The 22,261-nt window shown below is 37.5% G+C and carries 21 protein-coding genes; 6 read left to right on the forward strand and 15 right to left on the reverse strand.

All coding sequences use genetic code 11. The features are described from left to right. Window positions 1-43: 43 nt before the first annotated feature. Both ACZ2V4_RS03355 and ACZ2V4_RS03360 read right to left on the reverse strand, forming a co-directional pair. Window positions 44-3,190: a DNA polymerase III subunit alpha gene (locus tag ACZ2V4_RS03355; protein ID WP_420496086.1), complete on the reverse strand. Its 3,147-nt coding sequence runs from the start codon at window positions 3,188-3,190 to the stop codon at window positions 44-46. Window positions 3,191-3,199: 9 nt separating this feature from the next. Beyond that, the gene (locus ACZ2V4_RS03360; RefSeq protein ID WP_420493831.1) at window positions 3,200-4,144 is read right to left on the reverse strand and encodes a DHH family phosphoesterase; all 945 of its coding nucleotides are present in this window, start codon (window positions 4,142-4,144) and stop codon (window positions 3,200-3,202) included. Window positions 4,145-4,210: 66 nt separating this feature from the next. On the opposite strand from ACZ2V4_RS03360, the gene ACZ2V4_RS03365 reads away from it, so the two are divergent. Then, window positions 4,211-4,561, forward strand: coding sequence for a YtpI family protein (locus ACZ2V4_RS03365; RefSeq protein ID WP_219492522.1), 351 nt, complete (start codon window positions 4,211-4,213; stop codon window positions 4,559-4,561). Window positions 4,562-4,611: 50 nt separating this feature from the next. On the opposite strand, the gene ACZ2V4_RS03370 is transcribed toward ACZ2V4_RS03365, so the two are convergent. Continuing rightward, entirely contained in the window at window positions 4,612-5,913 is a 1,302-nt protein-coding gene (locus tag ACZ2V4_RS03370) for a DRTGG domain-containing protein (protein ID WP_241427445.1), read from the reverse strand. Between the two features lie 26 nt (window positions 5,914-5,939). After that, the gene (locus ACZ2V4_RS03375) at window positions 5,940-6,620 is read right to left on the reverse strand and encodes a metal-dependent hydrolase (protein WP_413474823.1); all 681 of its coding nucleotides are present in this window, start codon (window positions 6,618-6,620) and stop codon (window positions 5,940-5,942) included. A gap of 132 nt (window positions 6,621-6,752) precedes the next feature. Between ACZ2V4_RS03375 and ACZ2V4_RS03380 the strand changes: the two genes are divergently transcribed. Continuing rightward, window positions 6,753-7,820, forward strand: a complete 1,068-nt coding sequence (locus tag ACZ2V4_RS03380) for a M24 family metallopeptidase (protein WP_219492530.1) — start codon at window positions 6,753-6,755, stop codon at window positions 7,818-7,820. Beyond that, window positions 7,817-8,437: a copper homeostasis protein CutC gene (locus ACZ2V4_RS03385; RefSeq protein WP_219492533.1), complete on the forward strand. Its 621-nt coding sequence runs from the start codon at window positions 7,817-7,819 to the stop codon at window positions 8,435-8,437. Before ACZ2V4_RS03380 ends, ACZ2V4_RS03385 begins: the two co-directional genes overlap by 4 nt. Before the next feature lie 53 nt (window positions 8,438-8,490). Here the strand turns inward: ACZ2V4_RS03385 and ald are convergent, their stop codons facing one another. Then, window positions 8,491-9,606, reverse strand: coding sequence for an alanine dehydrogenase (gene ald, locus ACZ2V4_RS03390; RefSeq protein WP_490514504.1), 1,116 nt, complete (start codon window positions 9,604-9,606; stop codon window positions 8,491-8,493). A 180-nt stretch (window positions 9,607-9,786) separates the two neighbouring features. On the opposite strand from ald, the gene ACZ2V4_RS03395 reads away from it, so the two are divergent. Continuing rightward, a complete protein-coding gene (locus ACZ2V4_RS03395; RefSeq protein WP_012657282.1) occupies window positions 9,787-10,287 on the forward strand; it encodes a universal stress protein in 501 nt (166 codons plus the stop codon). A 91-nt stretch (window positions 10,288-10,378) separates the two neighbouring features. On the opposite strand, the gene ACZ2V4_RS03400 is transcribed toward ACZ2V4_RS03395, so the two are convergent. The 5 genes from ACZ2V4_RS03400 to sppA form a co-directional block, all read right to left on the reverse strand. After that, window positions 10,379-11,575, reverse strand: coding sequence for an acetate kinase (locus ACZ2V4_RS03400; RefSeq protein WP_219492539.1), 1,197 nt, complete (start codon window positions 11,573-11,575; stop codon window positions 10,379-10,381). 72 nt (window positions 11,576-11,647) lie between these two features. Next, complete coding sequence (locus tag ACZ2V4_RS03405; RefSeq protein WP_420493834.1) at window positions 11,648-12,571, reverse strand: class I SAM-dependent methyltransferase; 924 nt, start codon at window positions 12,569-12,571, stop codon at window positions 11,648-11,650. Window positions 12,572-12,629: 58 nt separating this feature from the next. Continuing rightward, window positions 12,630-13,127, reverse strand: coding sequence for a thiol peroxidase (gene tpx, locus ACZ2V4_RS03410; protein ID WP_099482814.1), 498 nt, complete (start codon window positions 13,125-13,127; stop codon window positions 12,630-12,632). 73 nt (window positions 13,128-13,200) lie between these two features. Next, window positions 13,201-13,764 (reverse strand): RDD family protein, encoded by a 564-nt coding sequence (locus tag ACZ2V4_RS03415; RefSeq protein WP_219492544.1) that lies wholly within the window; start codon window positions 13,762-13,764, stop codon window positions 13,201-13,203. A gap of 9 nt (window positions 13,765-13,773) precedes the next feature. Further along, entirely contained in the window at window positions 13,774-14,775 is a 1,002-nt protein-coding gene (sppA, locus tag ACZ2V4_RS03420; RefSeq protein ID WP_219492547.1) for a signal peptide peptidase SppA, read from the reverse strand. A gap of 88 nt (window positions 14,776-14,863) precedes the next feature. Here sppA and ACZ2V4_RS03425 point away from each other — a divergent pair, with 88 nt between their 5' ends. Next, a complete protein-coding gene (locus tag ACZ2V4_RS03425) occupies window positions 14,864-15,670 on the forward strand; it encodes an NAD kinase (protein ID WP_219492549.1) in 807 nt (268 codons plus the stop codon). A gap of 83 nt (window positions 15,671-15,753) precedes the next feature. Here ACZ2V4_RS03425 and ACZ2V4_RS03430 read toward each other — a convergent pair whose 3' ends face one another. From ACZ2V4_RS03430 to ezrA, 5 genes are all read right to left on the reverse strand, one after another. Then, complete coding sequence (locus ACZ2V4_RS03430) at window positions 15,754-16,524, reverse strand: sulfite exporter TauE/SafE family protein (RefSeq protein ID WP_490514505.1); 771 nt, start codon at window positions 16,522-16,524, stop codon at window positions 15,754-15,756. A 52-nt stretch (window positions 16,525-16,576) separates the two neighbouring features. Then, entirely contained in the window at window positions 16,577-17,380 is an 804-nt protein-coding gene (locus ACZ2V4_RS03435; RefSeq protein ID WP_219492554.1) for a glycerophosphodiester phosphodiesterase, read from the reverse strand. 11 nt (window positions 17,381-17,391) lie between these two features. After that, window positions 17,392-18,600 (reverse strand): tRNA uracil 4-sulfurtransferase ThiI, encoded by a 1,209-nt coding sequence (gene thiI / locus ACZ2V4_RS03440; protein ID WP_420496088.1) that lies wholly within the window; start codon window positions 18,598-18,600, stop codon window positions 17,392-17,394. Next, on the reverse strand, window positions 18,590-19,729 hold the full coding sequence (locus ACZ2V4_RS03445; protein ID WP_420496089.1) for a cysteine desulfurase family protein: 1,140 nt from the start codon (window positions 19,727-19,729) through the stop codon (window positions 18,590-18,592). The genes thiI and ACZ2V4_RS03445 overlap by 11 nt, the downstream gene beginning before the upstream one ends. A gap of 77 nt (window positions 19,730-19,806) precedes the next feature. Continuing rightward, on the reverse strand, window positions 19,807-21,510 hold the full coding sequence (gene ezrA / locus ACZ2V4_RS03450) for a septation ring formation regulator EzrA (protein ID WP_420496619.1): 1,704 nt from the start codon (window positions 21,508-21,510) through the stop codon (window positions 19,807-19,809). Between the two features lie 138 nt (window positions 21,511-21,648). Between ezrA and ACZ2V4_RS03455 the strand changes: the two genes are divergently transcribed. Beyond that, window positions 21,649-22,116: a GAF domain-containing protein gene (locus ACZ2V4_RS03455; RefSeq protein WP_219492563.1), complete on the forward strand. Its 468-nt coding sequence runs from the start codon at window positions 21,649-21,651 to the stop codon at window positions 22,114-22,116. Window positions 22,117-22,261: the final 145 nt, after the last annotated feature.

Here is a 22,261-nt window from a genome sequence, read left to right on the forward strand (position 1 = left end):
CCACTAAGGATTAATATATCACATGTTTAATTTTTAATAAAGTTTATATTATGCGAATGTCTTCAGGATTGAAATATTCAACCAGTTCTTTAATTTTATCTTTGGACACTGTGCCAATTACATGTTGTGCACGATCAAAATAGATGACCTGTATCTCCCCTTCATCTAGAATAAAAGTCTCTGGCAACCGTTCGCGTATATAAATAAATCGAGCTTGCTCGTATATTCTTTTTATAAATGATTCGACAGTTTCAATCGTTTCAGCGATATAGTTATCTTTCCCTCTGTTATTATCAAATTTCCCATTGATCACAACCATTTGATGAGATTGAATCGCTGTCTCAAACTTACGATAAGTATCTGGAAAACATACGATATCGATATTATCTGTACCATCAAAGCCTTTGATAAATGCCATCGGTTGACCTTTCTTTGTTCTAATCCTTCTCACTTCATCAATGAATATCAGCATGTAATGCTGATTCAGTCGTTGCGCAATTTTATATAACGGCAAATATTGAAGTGCTTTAAAACGTGATTCGACCGGATGATTCGTTAAATAAAAGCCAAGATATGCTTTTTCATATTCTGCTTTTTTCATATCTGACATTTCTTCGTGAATGATATAATCTTTCTTCTTATTTAAACCAAGCGACTCTAGGAAGCTTCCTTCTCCTTCGTTTGTCCTTTCAACATCGATTATCATATCAAGTGATGCAAGTAATGTTGCGCGCGTGTGTCCAAAGGAATCAAAACTGCCGGCATGGATTAGAGCTTCTAATAAAGGTTTACTAGCAATTCGTGAGGGGATACGTGCACAGAAATCATAGATATCTTTAAATGAACCTTGTTTTCTTGCATCAATAATATCCTGAACACTTTTGTAGCCGAGTCCTTTAATGACACCTAGAGCGTTTAATATACCGTCCTTATATGTGCGATAATACCAATGTGCCTTATTGATATCGGCAGCATATATCGGTATACCACGTTTCTTGACTTCATCGATAATCTCTTTAGTCTTGTGCTCACTGCCGATTTGATTACTCAGGATAGCTGTATAGAAGATATTTGGATAATGTACTTTCAGGTATAACATACAGTAAGCGATTTTCGCATATGCAACTGCATGCGCTTTCGGAAATCCATAGTTCGCGAACTTCAATATTAATTCATATATCGCTTCTGCGGTTTGTTTATCATAACCTTTATTGACGCTTCCTAAAATAAAATGTTCTTTTTCTGTCAGTAGCACCGACATGTCCTTCTTGCTCATGGCTCGCCTTAATATATCCGCTTCTCCGTAACTGAATCCTGCAAATTGATTTGCAATCTGCATAATTTGTTCTTGATAAATGATGACACCAAATGTATCTTTCAATATCGCTTTTAGATCGTCATGAATATAATCTACAGATTGAGCACCGTGCCTTCTTTCAATATAGACTGGAATCTGTTCCATAGGGCCTGGTCGATAAAGTGCCAGCACGGCAACAATGTCGTTGAAATGACTGGGTTTCAGATTACGCAGTACATTTCGAATACCATCCGATTCGAGCTGGAATATACCAGTGGTGTCACCTTGCGCCAGTAATGCATAGACTTTAGGGTCATCAAGCGGCAATGTATTCAGGTCAAGCTGCTGATTAAACTGTATCTTAACCTGATCCATCACATTATGTATGATTGACAGATTCCTTAGTCCTAAAAAGTCGATTTTCAGTAAACCGATAGATTCAACTTCTGTCATCGTCCACTGCGTAAGTGACACTGAATCTCCTTCTATAATCGGCACGTAATCTGTCAGTAGCTGATCATGAATAATTACGCCAGCAGCATGTGTCGATGTGTTACGCGGGAGTCCTTCGAGCGCATAAGCAATGTCAAACCATTGCTTTCGACGATCACTCTTATTGATGAACCGCACAAAATCCTCATCCGTCTTCATATCATCAAGTGTGATACCGACACGTTTTGGAATCAAAGTACTGATTTCTTTTAATTCGGCATCTGAAAACTGTAATATACGCCCTGTATCACGCATTACAGCACGGGCATTTAAATGTCCGAATGTCACGATGCCACTGACATTGTATTTACCATATTTGTCAACCGCATACTGAATCACCTGATCACGCTTCGTATCTTCAAAATCAATATCAATATCTGGCATCGTCACACGTTCTGGATTTAAGAACCGTTCGAAGAGCAGATTGTATTGAACAGGATCTACTTCAGTGATTCCAAGCACATAGCTGATTAGTGAGCCACCTGAAGAACCACGCCCCGGGCCAACAAGAATATCATTTTCCTTTGCATACTGAATTAAATCACCGACAATCAAAAAGTAATCGGCATACCCCATCTGCGTTATGACATCATATTCATAACGCAGACGTTGCTCATAGCGTTCATCAAAATGTGGAATCTCTTTCTTTTTATCTTGAAGCAGCTTCATTAGATATGCATCACTCGAATAACCATCGATAGGAAATTTCGGCATAGATGCATGATGCTTTGTAATATCTACATTACATTGTTCTGCAATTTCATGCGTGCGGTCTATATAGTCCTGCGGAATCTTCAAATCAACGAGTTGCGCTTCACCCTTCATATACGCTGTGCCCGCTTTGATTTGTACCATTTCTAATGGCAGCTTCTTATTCTCCTCTATCGCATTGAGTACTTCCAGATGCTGTACACCACTGGATTCTAGATAAAGTACATCTTCTATATATACTTTTTTTGCAGCAAGAGAACTGTTATGGCAAATATAATAAGATTCGATACCCTGTGTAAAATGTGATTCTGACTCCGTAATCGACTTGAAGATTACGATTAGTCCAGATTGATATTGTGTCAGCCATTTTAAAGGTGTGAGCGTTACACCTTTAAGCTGTATTCTCGATGAAAGTTTGATCAGGTTCACATATCCTGTATTGTTGCGTGCAAGACATACGGCATGAATTTGTTTCAGGCCATCCGTCACACATATCTCCATTCCAATTATCGGTTTAATATCAGCAGCAATACATGCCTTATAAAATGATTGCACACCAAATAATACATTAAAGTCTGTCAGGGCAACTGCATGTTCTTTTAATTCTGTGACACGTGTCACTAACTTATCGATTTCAACTGTAGAATGTAAAAGATCATATGCCGAATGCACATTTAAATGAACAACCATTCGTTTCACCTACCCATTTACAAGTTTCTTTAGTTCACTTAACAACTGCTCGTATTCCGATATGCTATATACAGAAGCACCACTTGCCAATGGATGACCTCCGCCATTATATTTAGCAGCGAGCGTGTTAATCACAACTTCTTTACTTCTAAGTCTCACGCGAATAGCATCGCCTTCATCTACAGCATAAGCCCATGCTTTGATTCCTTTCATATCGGAAAAGGCATTGACAAATAACGAAGCCTCTGAAGCGGTAATATTAAATCTTTCTAGTATTTCCTTAGAAATAAAAATATTGCCGACTCCATTATCAAAGTTAAAGTTTTGCAGCACAAAGCCTTGAAACTTCATACTTGAAGCCTCTCGTTGCTGCATTTGATTAATCATCTTCGTATGATCTATATCAAACTTAAGTAGTTCAGCAGCAACTTCCATCGTTCGCGATGTTGTATTATTGAAGAGAAATCTTCCAGTATCTCCAACAATCCCGATATAAAGACACTTTGCTGCTGCGGTATCGATATAATCACTTCCATATCCTAGAGAAGTCAATATTTCATAGATGATTTCACTTGTTGACGATGCAGTCGTATCCACGATGTTAAGTTCTCCATACTGATCTACAGGGGGATGATGATCGATTTTTATTACCTTATCACAAAGCGTGTATCTGCTATCATCAATACGCGGTGCATTTGCAGTATCTAAAACGAGCGCTAACGCCCTTTCAAACTGTTTATCAGTTAAAGTATCCATGTCACCGATAAACTTTAAATTTTCAACTTCAGTACCCACCGCATATACACGTTTATTGGGATATAAACGCTTAATCGCATGTTTTAATCCTATTTGTGAACCTAATGCATCTGGATCCGGTCGGACATGTCTAAAAATAATAATTGTCTCGTAAGCATTGATTTCATTAATCAGTGCATTTATTTCTTGTTTATTCATATATTCTCCTTTATTTACTAAAATTCATTTCGTTGATATAATCGATAAGACTGGAGGTTAATTCAAATGGAAGTTATTTTTCCTTATATTATATCAGCACTTGTTGCTGTTATGTTGTTTTCATTTATATTTACTATATTTAATATCGCTAAGTACTTCAGAACAGTGAAAGACGTTCGTCGCGCCTGGTATCGCGCTCGAGCACGTCAATGTTTCGCTATCTTTATGTTTGCCTTCGCTTTGAACCAGATGCTGTTATTTCCACAGTGGTTTACTTTTGTAGTATGCGCGATACTGATCGTCTTTGCAGTAGTTAACTATCAATATGCGATTAGAGCAAAGCATCATTTTGAGTCTCACTTTGCAGATGAAGACGCTGCATGGGCTGAACTTGAAAAGAAACAGCGCCAACGATAGCTTCATTAATAACAAAACCCGTACGCATATACACGTATGGGTTTTGTTATTTAATAGAAATGTTCAATCACCTGTACCGCACAAAGTGATTTGGCAACGGTTTGATTGCGGACAGATAACGCCACCTCTACTTTCGCTGCTTTTCTACCAAGATCGAGCAACGTAAATGTCACATTCACTTCACTGTCCATCTGTACGATCTTAATAAATATAATATCGATATTATCTATTAGTATATCGCCTTTAATATGCTTTTTCATTTCATGATTTATTGTCTCTTCTATAATCGCTAAATAAACAGATTTACTCAGCATGCCAAACTGATTGGACATTTGAGGTGAGATTTTCACTGAAATTTCACCTTCTTTAAATGTCATCTTCTTAAGCACCTGATCATTAATCGTATCACCAATATGAGGCTGACGATCGACAACCTGCATCGCCTTCAACACATCTTCTCGCGATACGATACCAAGTAGATTATTGTATCTAGAAACAACTGGCAGCAGTTCAATGCTTTCCCAGATCATAATATGCGCACAACTTGCGACAGTAGAATTTAAGTTCACTGATACGGGATTTTTCGTCATCACCTTTTTAATCTTCTCATTAGGATTCTTCCCTAGTACATCTTTACTTGTTACGATTCCACTCAGTTTATTATTATCATCCAGCACTGGAAATCTCGTGTGCTTCGATGATTCTGAAAGATGATTCCATTCACTGACAGTATCGTTTTCTCTTAAACAGATTGTATTCTCTATCTTTATCAATATATCTTGTGCTGTGAGCACTTCTTTTTTTATCAGCTGATCATAGATAGCGCGATTGATCATGTTTGCGACAGCAAAGGTATCAAAATTAGAAGAGATAATCGGCAATTCTAAGCTGTCTGCCATTTTTTTAACTTCCTCAGTAGTATCAAAACCACCTGTAACGAGTACGGCAGAGCCTTTTGACAAGGCAAGCTTCTGTACTTCTGAACGGTTACCGACAATAAGCAAGGTATTCTCACCGATATACTTCTCCACTTCGTTTAGTTCCATGGCACCAATTGCAAACTTGGTCAATGATTTATGCAGGCCCTCACGCCCACCAATAACATGACCGTCAATAATATTAACAATCTCTGCAAACGTCAGATTATCTATTGCATTGCGCTTCTTCTTTTCTATACGAATCGTTCCAACACGTTCAATCGTTGAAACGATACCATTATTCTCTGCCTCTTTAATTGCACGATATGCAGTACCTTCAGATACACGGAGTATCTTTGCGATTTGTCTTACAGATATCTTTGACCCCACGGGTAAATTGGTGATATGTTCTATGATTTGTTCATGTTTTGTCAATGTTCCACCCATTCTCTTACTTATTATTAAATTGAAACAGATTGACCGCTCTGCAATATTTTAACCTTCGTATGTACCTTATCAGCAAACGCATTCACATCAACTTCAATATACGGAAATGTGTTGTAATGAATTGGAACAGCAATAGTCGGTTTGATCAATTCATTAATAGCATAAGCTGCATCATCAATACCCATCGTAAAATTATCGCCGATCGGAACAAAGCAGACATCAGCAGGATGACGCTCTGCGATTAATTTCATATCAGAGAATAATCCAGTGTCACCACAATGGTAAATAACCTTTTCTCCTAGTGTAAAGACCAGACCGCAAGGCATACCTAAATAAATGATGTCACCCGCTTCAGTAATAGAATTACTATGGAATGCCTGCACATATTTTACCTTACCAAAATCAAATGCTACGTTCCCACCGATATTCATCGGATGTGTATTTTCAACACCTTTACCTGCTAAATAATCACAAAGTTCTGGTGTTCCAATTACCTTTGCTCCTGTGCGCTTTGCAATTGCTTCAGTATCTCCTAGATGGTCGCCATGTCCATGTGTAAGTACAATATAATCCACTTCAAGTGTTTCACTATCTAAGTCTGACAGCTTATTCCCATTAATAAAAGGATCTACAATGACTTTCTTTCCATTATGTTCGAATGTAATACAAGATTGACCGTGAAAAAAGATTTCCATTATAACACCTCTCTCCTATTGTTAGGTTCTATTATACATGAATTAAAGTTTATTTAAAAAGCCGACACATGAAAATTGAATAATCAATTAATCTAATTTACACTAGTAGTACTATGAAAAAGGAGCAATGATATGAAAAATCTAGAAAAATTGACAGCTTATATGACTGAACAGAATATTACACATGCTTTTATTACAACACCAGAAAATATTAATTACTTCAGTGGCTTCCTTTCTGACCCACACGAACGACTTACGGCTTTATACGTAACGCAGCACGAAGCATCATTAATCGTGCCTGCAATGGAAGTGAACGATGCGATAAATGCGTCAAACTTAAATACAATTGGCTATTCAGATACAGAAGATGCCTTTCAAGTAGCGAAACATCAGCTTGAGATTCCAGATGGAGCTGTGATGTTTATCGAAGAGGAACATGTAACAGTAAAGCGTGAGAAAGCAATTCAGCTGCACTTCAAACCAAGTGCATTACAGTCAATCGATCAGATCATTAAAGACATGCGAAACATTAAATCAGAAGATGAGATTGCTTTATTAAAACAAGCTGCACGCTACGCAGACCAAGCAGTTGAAACCGGAGTAGCAGCATTAAAAATCGGTATTACTGAAGCGGAAGTTGTGCAGATTATTGAAAATGAAATGAAACGTATTGAAGGTATTTCTGATATGAGTTTCAGTACGATGGTACTCTTTGGTGATCACGCAGCAAGTCCACACGGCACACCTGGAGGAAGAACGTTGAATGAGGACGAATATGTACTCTTTGATCTTGGTGTTATATACAAAGGTTATTGTTCTGATATTACACGTACAGTAGCATTCGGTACGCCTCCTCAACTCCATCAAGATATTCACAGTATCGTTACAGAAGCAAATAAACGTGCGATAGCACTTGTAAAGCCCGGTGTACCTATTAAAGACATCGACGCAGCTGCACGTGATTATATCACCTCTAAAGGTTATGGAGACTATTTCCCACACCGTCTAGGTCACGGTCTCGGCATCAGTGTACATGAATTCCCAGATATCTCTTCATCAAATGAAAACACATTACAAGCTGGTATGGTATTTACAATCGAACCCGGTATTTACTATCCTGAAACAGTCGGCGTTCGCGTTGAAGACGATATTCTAGTAACAGAAGATGGATACGAAGTACTCACGAGCTATGTAAAATGACCACATATAATGTCGTCGAAACTTTCCATGATCTATACGAAGCAGTGAATCATGGAGGAACACATATTGTTATCAATCAGACCGGGATGACAGCAAGTTACGGATTCGCAAAAATAGCGATAGAATACTGCCATCCCCTAAACGTCAGAGTATACGCACTCATCAATCCATCATTCCAAAGTTATCGTTACACTTTATTTGATGTCGAAATCATGCGGGAAGATATTAGACAGTTGAATCGGTTGAAGATAGATGGCTTTATATTCGGTGCACTGGACTCTGATAATAACCTTGATATTCCAGTGATGCGGACATTAATTCAAGCTGCTGAATCAACACCAGTGATCATGCATTCTCAATTTGATAAGATTCCGCTCCGCACACAACTAAAAGCGATGGATGCATTAATTGAGATAAATGTATCAGCAATCATCACACATGGGGATGTTTCTTACTTGAAACCTATCGTTGATAATACGCAGCAGCTTGGTCGTCTGTTACGACATTCCAAAGGTAAAATTGAGATTATTCCGGAAGTAGCAGACAGCAATGAATTCACTGAGCTTAAAAAATGGATTCCATTTCAGCATGCATATGGCAGAGAAATCTATCATTAATATACAAAAATCGAGGCCCCCATCAATATGCGGGCCTCGATTTTATTCTTTCATTAATTATTCAACAATGTTTTTGCATCAAAGTATTCTAAACCTTGGTCCTGTGCTACAGCCTCGAAAGTAACATGTCCATCAAGCGTATTGAAACCTTTTAGGATTGCTTCGTTATCTAAAGCTGCTTGCTTATACCCTTTATTTGCAATCTGGATTGCATAAGGAATCGTTGCATTCGACAATGCCATCGTTGATGTACGTGGTACAGCACCTGGCATATTCGCAACTGAATAATGCACAACATCATGTTTCACGAATGTTGGTTCATCATGCGTTGTGATACGGTCTGAAGTTTCGAAAATACCACCTTGGTCAATTGCAATATCAATGACTACTGAACCTGGGCTCATTGACTTGATCATTTCTTCAGTTACAAGTTTTGGAGCTTTCGCACCTGGAATTAATACTGCGCCAATCACAAGATCACTTTCACGTACACTGTCAGCAATGTTTAATGGTGTAGACATTAAAGTCTGAACTTGATTTCCGAATAAATCATCTAACTGCTGTAAACGTACTGGGCTTAAGTCTAAGATTGTAACTTCAGCACCTAGACCGACTGCCATTTTCGCAGCGTTTGTTCCAGCTTGTCCTCCACCGATAATTGTTACACGACCTTTTTGAACGCCGGGTACACCTGCTAATAAGATTCCTTTACCACCATGAATCTTCTGTAAGAACTGTGCACCGATTTGTGTTGCCATACGACCTGCAACCTCACTCATCGGAGATAATAATGGTAGCCCACCTGTCGGTAACTGAACTGTTTCATACGCTATCCCTACCACTTTATTATCTAATAAAGATTTCGTTAATGCTGGTTCTGGAGCTAAATGTAAATATGTGAATAAAATTAAGCCTTCTTTAAAATATTTAAATTCAGGCGCTAAAGGTTCTTTAACCTTCATTACCATATCTACATTCCATGCTTCTTCAACTGAACCAATGCGTCCGCCTACTTCGATGTAATCCTCATCTGTGAAGTAAGAACCAAGTCCTGCACCTTTTTCGACGATAACCTCATGTCCGTTATCAACTAATGCATGAACCCCACCAGGTGTCAATGCGACACGATTCTCGTTGTTTTTAATTTCTTTTGGAATACCTATTAACATGTCATACACTCCCCTTAATTTATCCTTACAAGAATATAGTAACATTTACAAATGAAAACGCAATCATTTAATTTAGTAAGAGTATTCAGAATATATAAAATGTTTACAATTCTATTATTACATTCTAAACATTAGTGATATAATAAAAGTGTAATAAAGATCGTAAATGGAGGGATTTTTATGTTAGTGTATAAAAATATCTTAATCGCAGTCGATGGATCAAGTGAAGCGGAATGGGCCTTCAATAAGGCAGTCGAAGTTGCTAAGCGTAATAATGCAACACTCTCAATCATCAATGTTATCGATACAAGAAGCTATGCAAGCGTCGAAGCGTATGACCGCTCTATTTCAGAACGCGCAACACAGTTTGCAGAGTCATTGCTTGATGGCTACAAAAGAGTAGCACAAAGTCGTGGTGTATCAAACGTGGATACTTTAATTGAATACGGTTCACCTAAGACGATTATTCCTAAGAAAATCGCACAAAAATTAGGTGCAGACTTAATCATGTGTGGTTCAACTGGGCTTAATGCGGTTGAACGTTTCATCATCGGATCAGTATCAGAGGCCATCGTACGTCATGCAGAATGTGACGTATTAGTTGTCAGAACTGAAACAATGCCACATAACTTCCAGCCAGAAGTTGCTACGAAAGAACTGCTAGAAGAACATAAACAGTAGAGAAACCCGGGAGTTCATATCATACTCGATAAGGTAATTTATTATTGAAAAGGAAAAAGGTCAGAACAATAGTTCCGACCTTTTTTTCATATTATTTTAAGTTACCGAAAGTCATCGTATCACGTGCGATCATAACTTCTTCATCAGTTGGTATTACCATAACTTTAACTGGTGAATGTGGATAGTTGATAAATGCTTCTTTTCCACGAAGACCCGCATTTAATTTTGGATCCCAGTAAACGCCCATGAATTCTAATCCTTCTAATACACGTGCACGCACGACGTCAGAGTTTTCACCAACACCTGCAGTGAACACGATTGCATCCAGACCTTTCATACGTGTTGCATATGACCCGATGTATTTATGGATACGACTTGCAAATACATCTAGTGCTAAGATGGCACGTTCGTCACCTTCTTCAGCTTTTTGTTCAATGTCACGTAAGTCACTAGAAATCCCTGAAATTCCTAATAATCCAGATTCTTTATTTAATACATTAATAACTTCCTGAGCTGTCTTACCTGTCTTCTCCATCAGGAACGGAATGATTGCAGGATCAAGGTTACCTGAACGTGTTCCCATCGTAACACCAGCAAGTGGTGTGAACCCCATAGATGTATCTACAGATTTACCACCTTCTACTGCAGCGATTGAAGCCCCATTACCGATATGGCAAGTAATAATACGTAATTGTTCAATAGGACGATCTAATAATTCTGCAGCACGTTCTGCTACGAATTTATGGCTCGTACCGTGTGCACCATATTTACGAATACCATAATCTTGATAATATTTGTAAGGTAAGCTGTAAAGAAATGCTTCTTCAGGCATTGTTGTATGGAATGAAGTATCAAAGATTGCTACGTGCGGAATATTTGGTAGCATCTTACGGAATGCACGGATACCCATTAAGTTTGCAGGGTTATGTAATGGTGCTAACTCACATAATTCTTCAATTTGCTTTTCTACTTCATCTGTTACAAGCGCGCTTGTTTCAAAGATGTCTCCACCTTGTACGACACGGTGACCTGTACCATCTAAATCATTAATATCTTGGATGATACCGTGTTTTTTCATTTCATCAAGCATCATATCAACCGCTTGCTCATGATTTTTAATATCTAAAGTTTGAGTAATCTTCTCACCATTGACTGAAATTGTAAAGATTGAATTCGGTAATCCAATTCTTTCTACTAATCCTTTAGTCAATACTTTCTCTTCAGGCATTTCAAATAACTGAAATTTTAAAGATGAACTACCTGCATTAATTGCCATAATTTTTTTCATGGTCTTCCTCCTAAGTAATTGAATACTTATATTTAATCATTATTACAGATTATTATCAAGAATAATACAGAATTATTTGTTACGATTTTCTGAATGCCACACTTCTAATTCATCGATAAATGTCTTCATATTTCTCTCATCTTTGAAATCGGGAATATTTGCAAGTAAAACTTCAACTGCTTTGGATTTTGAACCATCTTTTCGCTCTAATACGAGTAAGCTTTTTCGACGTGCTTCAGTCTTGAACAAACTTGAAGGGAAATTCAAAAAGGCTTGCATTATTGTTTCTGTAGCAACAAATTTTTGTAACTGTTCCACATTGTCACCTTCAAAGAGTTGGGTCGGAACAATTAAAAATGCGAGACCTCCTGGCTTTAGGCTATTTATCGCTTGTTCAATTAATAAATGATGACTAAAACTATGTCCTTCTTTAAATCCGAGTTTCATTTCGTGACTTCTTACATCATTTGGATAGTAGCCTACCGGAAAATCACCAGTAACAACATCGAAATCGCCTTCTGGTAATGGCATAATTGCATCTTGAGGAAAGACATCAAAGGGTATCTCTAAAAAGTTTGCTAAATGGATGCTGAGTCTTGATAATACAGGATCGACTTCTACAAGTACATGGTCAAAAGTCTTGCCTGGATTCTGTTCATGTATTGTAGCCGAGAGATGTCCTGTACCACTCGTAAGATCTAATATCTTAAGCTGTTCATCTTGAACAAACAAATTCATTACATACGCAGTCATATATCCAATACTATCTGGTGTCATCTGGTGATTCGGCTGTATCATCTCTTCTTTCAATAAGCTTAAATAACTGAACTGGAATGCCTTTCTGCGATCAATACTCGTACTTCTTTCCAGTAGATCTCTTTGGTTGATATAAATATCTTCAAGACTTAATCCTAAATTCTCAATAAAACTATGTCCATTTTCTTTTTGGAGTGCTTTCGCCTTACTATCAATAACTTTAAATAATTCTTCTATCATATATGATCCTTTCAAATAAAAACTGCCCCAAATTAAGGGCAGTAGTTAATACGTGTAATTAAATTGATTTTAATGCTTCAATCGCTTTATCATAATCGGGATGATCTGTACCTTCTGGAACAACTTCAGTATAGACTACTTCGTTTGTATCGCTGAGAACAAATACCGAACGTGCAAGTAAACGTAGGTCTTCCATTACGACACCATAGTTCGTACCAAATGATAGGTCTTTATGATCACTTAAAGTAATCACGTTCTCTAATCCTTCTGCTGCACACCATTTTGCCTGAGCAAATGGTAAATCAGCAGAGATAGTTAGAACAACAGCATTATCAATACCTGCTGCTTCTTCATTAAATTTACGTGTTTGTGTACTACATACACCTGTATCAATAGATGGAACAACGCTGATTAATTTCTTCTTACCTTCGTAATCGGCTAATGTTCTTACCGTTAAATCATTTGCTAATACGGAAAAATCCGGAGCTGCCGTCCCAACTGTGACAGGCTCGCCTGATAATTTCATTGGATTGTTCTTAAATGTAACTTGTGCCATTATGATACCTCCTAAATTGTTTTACACTATTAATTTAACATGTTTATAAGAGAAAACGAATTAATTTGACTGATTAAATTCTGATTTCTTGCTTCACAAGCTTTTCTCTTAATAACGCACTCTCTTCCTTAACAACGAGTGTATCACTTAACAGATCATGTATACCACGCTTATTTGGATTAAATAGTATAACGAGATAAAGTAAATAAGCGAAGAAGTTAGAAATATATCGTCCAAAGAATTCTCGGGTAATAACCGTTCCTATAGAAAGTTTGCGGCCATCTTCATGAACTACTTTTAATTTTAAGATCATCTTACCAAGTGTTGCATTAAAGAAATACGTAAGTAAAATAAAATAGCCAAAGTAGATTAATGCACTAAGTACATTATAGACCGAAAAGAGCGGTGTCATAATATACATATCACTTAAACCGTATGATGCATCAAATGGATTTAATGCAATGTTTTTAATCGAACCAATAACGATTAAATCAATGATAAATGCTACAAACCGAATACCAAATCCAGCTTCTGTCGCATGAATTAACTGCTGTGTAAGTTTATCATTCACATTGTGCGAATTCATTGGAACAGCTAAGTCACTTTCAATATGTTGATCATATTTTTCTTCATACATTACATCCACCTACTCCCCATACAAGTACATTGGTTGAATGCCTTGACGTTTACTCAATAATTCTTTTATTGCAGCTACATCGTTCTTGCCCATTAAGTGACCTACAAAAGAATCTGCTGCAAAGAATTTAGAATTAAAGAAGTCATCTGTCACTGAAAATTCAATGACTTCAGCGTTTTTTGCTTTAATTTCTTTCTTCAGTGCATTCATCGCATCTGCCTCAGTGCCTATCTCATCTACAAGATCCAATTTTTGCGCTTGTTGACCCGAATAGATTCTACCGTCAGCAATCTTTTTCACTTGAGCTTTATCCATATGTCTTCCATTACTAATCACATTTACAAAACCTTCATAGCTTTCATCGACAAACTTTTGCAAGATTGCACGTTCTGTTTCATCCATCTCTTTTGTAGGGCTCATAATGTCTTTATGGGGTCCACTCTTAATTGTGTTGAATTTAACCCCGTACTTATCCGCAAGCTCTTTATAATTCATAGATTGCATGATTACGCCTAATGATCCCGTCAACGTTTCTTTAGAAGCATAAATTTTATCAGCTGGTGCTGAAATATAATAACCTCCAGAAGCCGCCGTATTTTTCATCGTTACAAAAACTTTTTTACCTGCTTTTTTGACCGCTTCAATCTTATCGTGAATTTCTGCACTCTCATAAACACCACCACCCGGCGAATTCACAACTAACATCAATGCTTTAATATTACCGTTGTCTTTCACCTCATCTAATGAATCCAGTATCAGCTGGTGATTGTAACTTTCACCCGAGAAGGGCGAAGGCGTCCCCGTGTCCATAATTGTTCCGTCTATTTCAATACGTGCAATTTGATTTGTCGTGTCGCTGCCATCAACAGTAGATGAAGTAAGTCCTTCTTCGTCTAGTGCCTTCATGCTTGAAGCGAAATCTGTAGATAACACGTTTGTGAAGAAGCTTAATGTAGACCCAACAATAAATAATCCTAAAGCCAATAATATTGCTATCACTCTTTTACTCATCGTATCTTCCTTTCAAATATAATAGTTAGACCTTATAATATATAGTATCAAAAATATCTATCAGTGAACAATAAGGAGGGGTAAGAAAATGGAAAAAAGAAATAAAATTTACTTTTTCACAAACAGAGAACCTGCTGGATTAAACTCTAAGGCACAAATTGAAACGTTAATTCAACATTATGACTTTGAAGTAACTGATAATCACCAAACTGCAAATATCATCGCTTCTATCGGTGGTGACGGGGAGTTTCTCCAAGCAGTACGTAAAACAAAATTTCGTCAAGATGCAATATATGTTGGCATTGCGACAGATAATAAGAAACACTTCTATACTGATTTCCATATTGATAATCCAGAACTGCTAAATAAAGCTTTAAATAGCGAGGATGATTCCATCGAAGTACGCAAATATCCTTTGTTAGATGTAAATATTAATAACGAGATGCGCTACTTATGTTTAAATGATTTCTATATTAAATCTTCAATTATTAAATCGATGTCTCTGGACGTATTAATCGATGATCAGAAATTCGAGACATTCCGCGGCGATGGTATGCTGATTTCTACACCAACCGGATCAACTGGATATAGCAAATCACTGGATGGCGCCATTATCGATCCGCTTACACGTTGCTTCCAGATGACTGAAATCGCATCTTTCAACAACAACAACTACAGAACTATTGGTAATGCGATTATTTTAAATGAAGGTCGTAAGCTTTCTTTAATACTAGATAAATTAGAAGACTATTATCCGATAATGGGACTAGATAACGAGGCATTATCCATACAGAATACAGATACAATCGATATTACATTAAGTAAACAGATCATTAAAACTGTCAAAGTGAAAGAAAACTCATTCTGGAATAAAGTTGAGCGCACATTTCTATAAGATATAAAGAACTGCACCGTATAACTACGGTGCAGTTCTTTTTCAGGTCATTTCACATATTTAAAATCATTTGATCGTTCAGACTATTTCATAAAATAATTCTGAACGTAGTCCACAATATTTTTTCCAATCAACAGCACCGTCACTACGATAAAGAGTATACGCACATATGATACACCATGCTTAATCGCAAATTGGCTACCAGTGTAACTTCCCGCTATCATTGCCGCTCCCATACTCAGCCCATACATATAATTTACTTGTCCGAGTGCCATGAATAAGAGCAGAGCTCCTAAGTTGCTTGCAAAGTTAAGAAATTTTGCATTACCTGCTGCTCTTAAGAAATCAAAACCGATGATAAGTAAGGTGAATAGCAGGAAACTTCCTGTCCCTCCCCCTAAGAACCCATCGTAAAAGCCGATAAATGTAATCGCAAAAATAAATAATGCCGACTTTTTCTTATCTAACTTCTTATAGGTCGAAATGCTTCCCCAGTCTTTCTTAAATAGCGTATACACAAGTACCAGACTCAGACAGATGATCGCAATAGGCTTCAGATATTCAGGCGGCATCTTCGTGGCAATAAATGCACCGAGAATCGAACCGAAAAATGATAACGCAAATAATTTACCAACAATATTTAAATCGACTTTCTTCGAACGTAAAAATGATAACGTTGATGTAAATGATCCGAAAGAAGAAGCAAGCTTATTCGTTCCAAGCGCGATGGATGGCGGCATACCAGTTGCAAGTAGAGCGGGAATACTGATGAGTCCGCCGCCACCAACAACTGAATCTATAAATGCCGCTAAGAATCCGAAAAATATTAAAATGAGTAATATATTTAAATCCATGTTGCCCTCCTTATAAGTTGCTATGATACACTTTGTGGTGTCCTATAATTAGTTATTCAAATATTTCTCCGTTATCTATTCTAAACTGCTTACGAAGCAGATCAGGGAAATTTGTAAATGCTCCGTCAATACCTGCATTGATTAAGCGTTCCATATCCGCTTCTTTATTGAGCGTATATGGAAAGACTAAATATCCAAGGTCATGCATTCTGCTGATTAATGTTTCATCCAGATCGGCGATACTCGGTCCGACAGCATATACGAATGCATGAATCTGCTTTAAATCTTCATCCGGCATTTCACGCAGCACACCTTTTTTAGCGAGCAGTAAGAGCGGCATATCGGGAACGAGCTGATTCACTTTGATTAAACTTTCTAAACTAAATGACTGTATAACCGTCTGACGATTCTTTAGGCGCGTGTCACTGATCAGGCCGTATGCATCTAGCGTATCGATTAATATTGATTCCATCCCCGGATAGATGTCCGGGGATTTCGTTTCTATATAATAATTTGCATCTTTATAACGTTCAAATATGTCTTTCAGTGTCGGTACAATCTGTTCAGCATAATAGTCTGCCTTTAATTCAGGGAACTTTTCATTGAACCATTTCCCAATTGTCAGCTGTTTAATTTCTTGAAGGGTCATCTCTTTAATAATCCCTGGCGTCAGTGCAGTGCGTTCGATTGATTCATCATGCATGACAATGATTTCTCCATCTAATGTCATATGAACATCGAGCTCAATATAGTCTGCATGCATATCGTAATGACTTTTATCGTACGATGCAAAAGTATGTTCAGGCGCATAACCACTCGCTCCACGATGCGCTATAACGACATTTTTATCAAGCATAAGAACGCCTCCTATAACAGCTCGTCGAATTCTTGTTTCGTATCTGTATGCTTAGAAATTGTTAATGTCTCAATATTCGCTACTGCCTCTTCAATCATCGCATCAAAATCAGTGCCCGCTTCGAAGCTCTCAACCTTATCAAGTCTAGGATTGGTCTTTGGATTTTTCGGTGTGAAGATTGTGCAGCAGTCCTCAAACGGTTGAATCGACGTTTCAAATGTTCCGATTTCCTTTGCTTTAATAATAATCTCATCTTTGTCCAATGTTAGTAACGGACGTAATATTGGTAAATTTGTAACTGCATTTATCGCATACATGCTTCCAAGTGTCTGACTCGCAACTTGTCCTAAATTTTCTCCGTTGACAAGTGCTTTAGCATCAATTTGACGAGCAAATTTATCTGAAATCTTAAGCATCATTCGACGTGTCGACGTCATCGTTAAGTTTTCAGGCACTTTCTTATGAATCATCTTCTGGATGTCTGTAAACGGAACAAGATGCAGTTTAATCTCTCCAGTAGTTTCTGCCATAATCCTTGTGAGATCAATGACCTTCTGTTTCGCTTCTTCACTTGTAAAGGGTGGTGAATGGAAATGAATCGCTTCAATCGTAACCCCGCGCTTCATCACTTCAATTCCAGCGACAGGTGAATCAATACCACCTGATAGCATCAAGAGCGTCTTTCCTCCCGTTCCAACCGGTAGGCCTCCAGCGCCTTTAATCACTCGAGAATATAGATATGCTGCATCACTTCTAATTTCCACGAGCAATTTATAATCTGGTTTTTTAACGTCTACCGTTAAATGTTCGATATTCGATAAGATTTCTCCCCCGAGCTCTTGCTGTAAGGCGAATGTATCATAAGGGAATCCTTTATCCGAACGTTTCGCATCTACCTTAAATGTAACACCCGGTGCGTCAATATCACGCGCAAGCTTCACTGCACTCGATTTTATCTGGTCGATATCTTTCTCTACTTTCACTACCGGACTCACTGAATGTACACCGAATACTTTGCTAATTCGTTTCATAATCTCTTCTACATCAGCATCTTCAGTGACTTCTACGTACATTCTGTCTCTATTGGCATTTACTTTATAACCTGTTAGCGGAATTAGCGCATATTTAATATTGGATTTAAGCTGATTTACAAATGTATTACGATTACCCGATTTTAATGTTAATTCTCCATATCTGACTAATATATGATCATACTGCATCTTTGATTAACTCCTTCATTTCACGATAGATTTGTTGTAGTACTGTGATGAATCGATTGATATCACTTTGTGTTGTATATTTATCAAATGATACTCTGACACTACCCGCTATGACAGTTTCAGGTACATGAAGCGCATTCAGTGCTTCATTGAACTTTGCTCGCTTTGACGAACAGGCACTCGTCGTCGAAATGCAGATATCTTCTTTCGAAAAGGCATTCACGATGACCTCCCCTTTTACGCCAGGGAAACCGATATTTACTATATGCGGCGCACCCTCTTCAAGTGAATTCAAATATAATCCCGGAAGTTGCTGCACTACATGTTCTAGCTGTTCTTTAAAATGCTGCGTGCGTGAGTATAATTCTGTCCTCTCACTTTCGGCAATACGTACTGCGCGACTTAAAGCAACATCATTCGCAACATTCACCGTTCCGCTTCTAAATCCATACTCCTGACCCCCGCCAAATACAGTATGTGTGATGGTCTTCAGTTGATTGAAGACCAGTAAACCCTGACCTTTCAGACCATTGAACTTATGACCACTAAGTACAAAGCTATCCATCGCATCAACTGGAAGTTCGAGCTTCCCAAAAGATTGTACACAATCAACATGAAAATGCACTTTCGGATAATTCTTTAATACTTCTTTGATAGATGTGATCGGTAATATTGCACCCATGACATTATTCACATGCATTAAACAGACTAAAGTCACATCACTGTTTAATAGAGATTTAAAGTGTTCTAAATCTAATCGCCCGTCCTTAAACTCTACATACTTAACTGTGAATCCCTCACTTTCTAGCGCACGTACTGTTTCTAGTACTGAAGGATGCTCTAGATGCGAAGTAATAATCGTCTGTCCGAACGGTTTCTTACTTCTTGCCATACCTGTAATAAGTAGGTTGTTCGATTCAGTGGCACCACTCGTAAAAATAATAGATTGATTCTTAAGCTTCAATATATCTCTTATCTGACTTCTCGCCTGTTCTAATAATTTATTTGTTTCAAGCCCTTTATGATGTGGACTTGATGGATTAAAATAATACTTTTCATTTACCGTATGAAATGTCTTTAACACTTCTGGATCCGGCTTTGTTGTTGCACAATTATCTAAATAGATCATTCTTTCACCTCAATAAGCAAAACCCGGCAAACTTCACATTGAAGTTGGCTCGGGTTTATCATTCGTTTCATTATACTCTATCTGCGCTTTGTATGAAGAATATTTTGCTCGATACGCTCAGTCACTCCTGGTTCTACACGTTCAATCGCCGCCTCAGCAACTTCTACTGCGCGTTTATATCTATTGTTACTAAACAGGCGTTCTGCTTCAATTAACTCTTTATTAACCTCTGAAGAATCTTTGCGATAACGGTTTCCATATTGTATCAGTTTTTCTGCATAAAGCGCATGCTCCAGTACTTCCATCGCTTCTGACTCAAATGTATTCATGGTTGTCAGTACTTTATTCACTTTATCTCTTACTTGCGTTACATTCATTGGACGCTTATTAAAAAGTTGATGCACTTCACGCATCTCAACATCAATTTCATTTTTCATAATAATAAAGCGTTCAGGTACACTTGACAGATTTGAAGCAAGCAGTTTTCTGTACACTTCTTCTTTCTTACATTGAATATGCAATACATTATGCTGCGCTTCCTGCTCATCTTCACGTAAATTCATCAAGTAGTTCTGTATCTTCTCTTGTTTTTCATTGATCACCTTAACATGGGATTCAATATATTTTAGATTGTCCTCAACCTCTGTATAACGAATGCTTGATTTCGCAGTTTCCATCAATATTTCATCATACACTGTTATCAAACTTTGAATCTCATTGTCGTAGCTACGCACATTCTGCACCGCTTCTTCATCAATATAATAGGTATCTTTAACATATTCTATCTCTGTACGAATCATATAGTTCGTATCTTTTGCGTGAAACAGATGATCTGTTATCTCTTCTTTTGTTAATTCTACATTGTTCTTCGCTTTCACTTCAAGTTCAACGAGTTCAACCATTTCATCGATAGCATCATTAATTTCATCGATAATCTCTTCTGCTTTGTCAAGTTCCAGTCTTGCAATCAAGGGCTCAACTAGGTTCAGCTTCCCTTTTAACGTCTGAAGCGTACTGTCTACTTTAACATGTTCAATGTTATAACCTTCAATCTTAAGGTCTCTGCATCCGAACTTAATATCCTGAAATTGTGCAGGTAATTCTTTTTGTACATCACGAATAAGTTCTGGAATTTCTTCCATATCTTCTTTCAGTAGCGACATTTCTTCATGTAAACTATTAATATGCGTATGTGCATCGTCATAATTCCCCTCATCAATGAGCGTCTGATATACATTAATTTGAGGTTCGTACGTTTCGATCTGTGCTTCAAGCGGCTCAGCCGATTCACCATACTGATGACGGTTAGCAAGAACGTCGCGCTTTGACTCTCTATAGATAACCTTACATGCATCATACTTGCGCTTATCATCTTCAGTCTTATTCATAAACGCTTTAATTTCTTCTACAGACTGTCCATACTTTTTCTCTATATGATCAAGCAAGTGGTCCGCTTCTTGAACCTTAGTTTCACTTTCTTTAAATTTAAATTTATCAAGTGCTTCATCCGCATCATTTATAATAAGCTCACAAGTCTTAATATCTTCATTTAATACAGTCTGCCACTCTTTCTTCCACTTCTCAAAGTGCAGCGCAGCCTGACCTTTTAAGTTTAATGATTTTACTTTTACAAGTTCATCTTGAAACGGTAAATGTTTCACTTCATTCTTTCTTGCTTCAATGCTTTCGATATGTGTGCGTCTTTGATTTCTCATATAAAACAGCACACCGATAGCAATCAATATCACTACAATGATTCCAACTATGATATATATCATTATGTAAATTCATTCCCTCCAAAGTACTACTCATCATTATAACGTAAAATGTACTTTTCAAAAACAATTTCTTGTTAATTCTTTATCAAATCAGTTAAACTATTTTTATTCATAAAAATTGATAACTACGGAGGGAATACTATGTTCGATCAAACACCGATTAAAGATTATACGATGCTCGCACAAATGCTGGACGGATTACTCACTGATGAACAGGATAATATCAGCAATCTTGCCAATGCAAGTGCACTTCTTAATACATTTCTACAGGAAGTAAACTGGGTTGGGTTCTATTTGATGAAAGATGGCCAATTACAGTTAGGACCTTTCCAGGGATTACCGGCATGTGTTCAAATTCCGGTTGGAAAAGGTGTATGCGGGAGTGCAGTCAGCGAGCGCAAGACGATGGTTGTCTCTGACGTACATCAGTTCCCTGGTCATATTGCATGTGATGCAAATTCTCAATCAGAAATTGTCGTACCTATTATTAAAGATGGAGAAATATTCGGTGTGCTCGATATCGATGCGCCGATTAAATCTAGATTTACAGAAGAAGATCAAGCAGGTATCGAACAATTCGTAAAGATTCTCGAAAAACATTTATATTAATATTGACTTCTTACACTAAAGTCACTATAATGAAATCTATGTGAATAAACGAAGATAGCAGATAAATATTAATACGCGCTATAGTATCCCCTATGTTGGCGTGTTGTGTAACTGAAGCTATAAGGCGAAGGCACGGAATGATACT

This window comes from Macrococcus sp. CoH-51_TC_04, from assembly GCF_058188655.1.

Coding starts and splice junctions, on each gene's coding strand:
- ACZ2V4_RS03355 (WP_420496086.1), bottom strand. CDS start 3,190: ATGGTTGTTCATTTAAATGTGCATTCGGCATATGATCTTTTACATTCT.
- ACZ2V4_RS03360 (WP_420493831.1), bottom strand. CDS start 4,144: ATGAATAAACAAGAAATAAATGCACTGATTAATGAAATCAATGCTTAC.
- ACZ2V4_RS03365 (WP_219492522.1), top strand. CDS start 4,211: ATGGAAGTTATTTTTCCTTATATTATATCAGCACTTGTTGCTGTTATG.
- ACZ2V4_RS03375 (WP_413474823.1), bottom strand. CDS start 6,620: ATGGAAATCTTTTTTCACGGTCAATCTTGTATTACATTCGAACATAAT.
- ACZ2V4_RS03380 (WP_219492530.1), top strand. CDS start 6,753: ATGAAAAATCTAGAAAAATTGACAGCTTATATGACTGAACAGAATATT.
- ACZ2V4_RS03385 (WP_219492533.1), top strand. CDS start 7,817: ATGACCACATATAATGTCGTCGAAACTTTCCATGATCTATACGAAGCA.
- ald (WP_490514504.1), bottom strand. CDS start 9,606: ATGTTAATAGGTATTCCAAAAGAAATTAAAAACAACGAGAATCGTGTC.
- ACZ2V4_RS03395 (WP_012657282.1), top strand. CDS start 9,787: ATGTTAGTGTATAAAAATATCTTAATCGCAGTCGATGGATCAAGTGAA.
- ACZ2V4_RS03400 (WP_219492539.1), bottom strand. CDS start 11,575: ATGAAAAAAATTATGGCAATTAATGCAGGTAGTTCATCTTTAAAATTT.
- ACZ2V4_RS03405 (WP_420493834.1), bottom strand. CDS start 12,571: ATGATAGAAGAATTATTTAAAGTTATTGATAGTAAGGCGAAAGCACTC.
- tpx (WP_099482814.1), bottom strand. CDS start 13,127: ATGGCACAAGTTACATTTAAGAACAATCCAATGAAATTATCAGGCGAG.
- ACZ2V4_RS03415 (WP_219492544.1), bottom strand. CDS start 13,764: ATGTATGAAGAAAAATATGATCAACATATTGAAAGTGACTTAGCTGTT.
- sppA (WP_219492547.1), bottom strand. CDS start 14,775: ATGAGTAAAAGAGTGATAGCAATATTATTGGCTTTAGGATTATTTATT.
- ACZ2V4_RS03425 (WP_219492549.1), top strand. CDS start 14,864: ATGGAAAAAAGAAATAAAATTTACTTTTTCACAAACAGAGAACCTGCT.
- ACZ2V4_RS03430 (WP_490514505.1), bottom strand. CDS start 16,524: ATGGATTTAAATATATTACTCATTTTAATATTTTTCGGATTCTTAGCG.
- ACZ2V4_RS03435 (WP_219492554.1), bottom strand. CDS start 17,380: ATGCTTGATAAAAATGTCGTTATAGCGCATCGTGGAGCGAGTGGTTAT.
- thiI (WP_420496088.1), bottom strand. CDS start 18,600: ATGCAGTATGATCATATATTAGTCAGATATGGAGAATTAACATTAAAA.
- ACZ2V4_RS03445 (WP_420496089.1), bottom strand. CDS start 19,729: ATGATCTATTTAGATAATTGTGCAACAACAAAGCCGGATCCAGAAGTG.
- ACZ2V4_RS03455 (WP_219492563.1), top strand. CDS start 21,649: ATGTTCGATCAAACACCGATTAAAGATTATACGATGCTCGCACAAATG.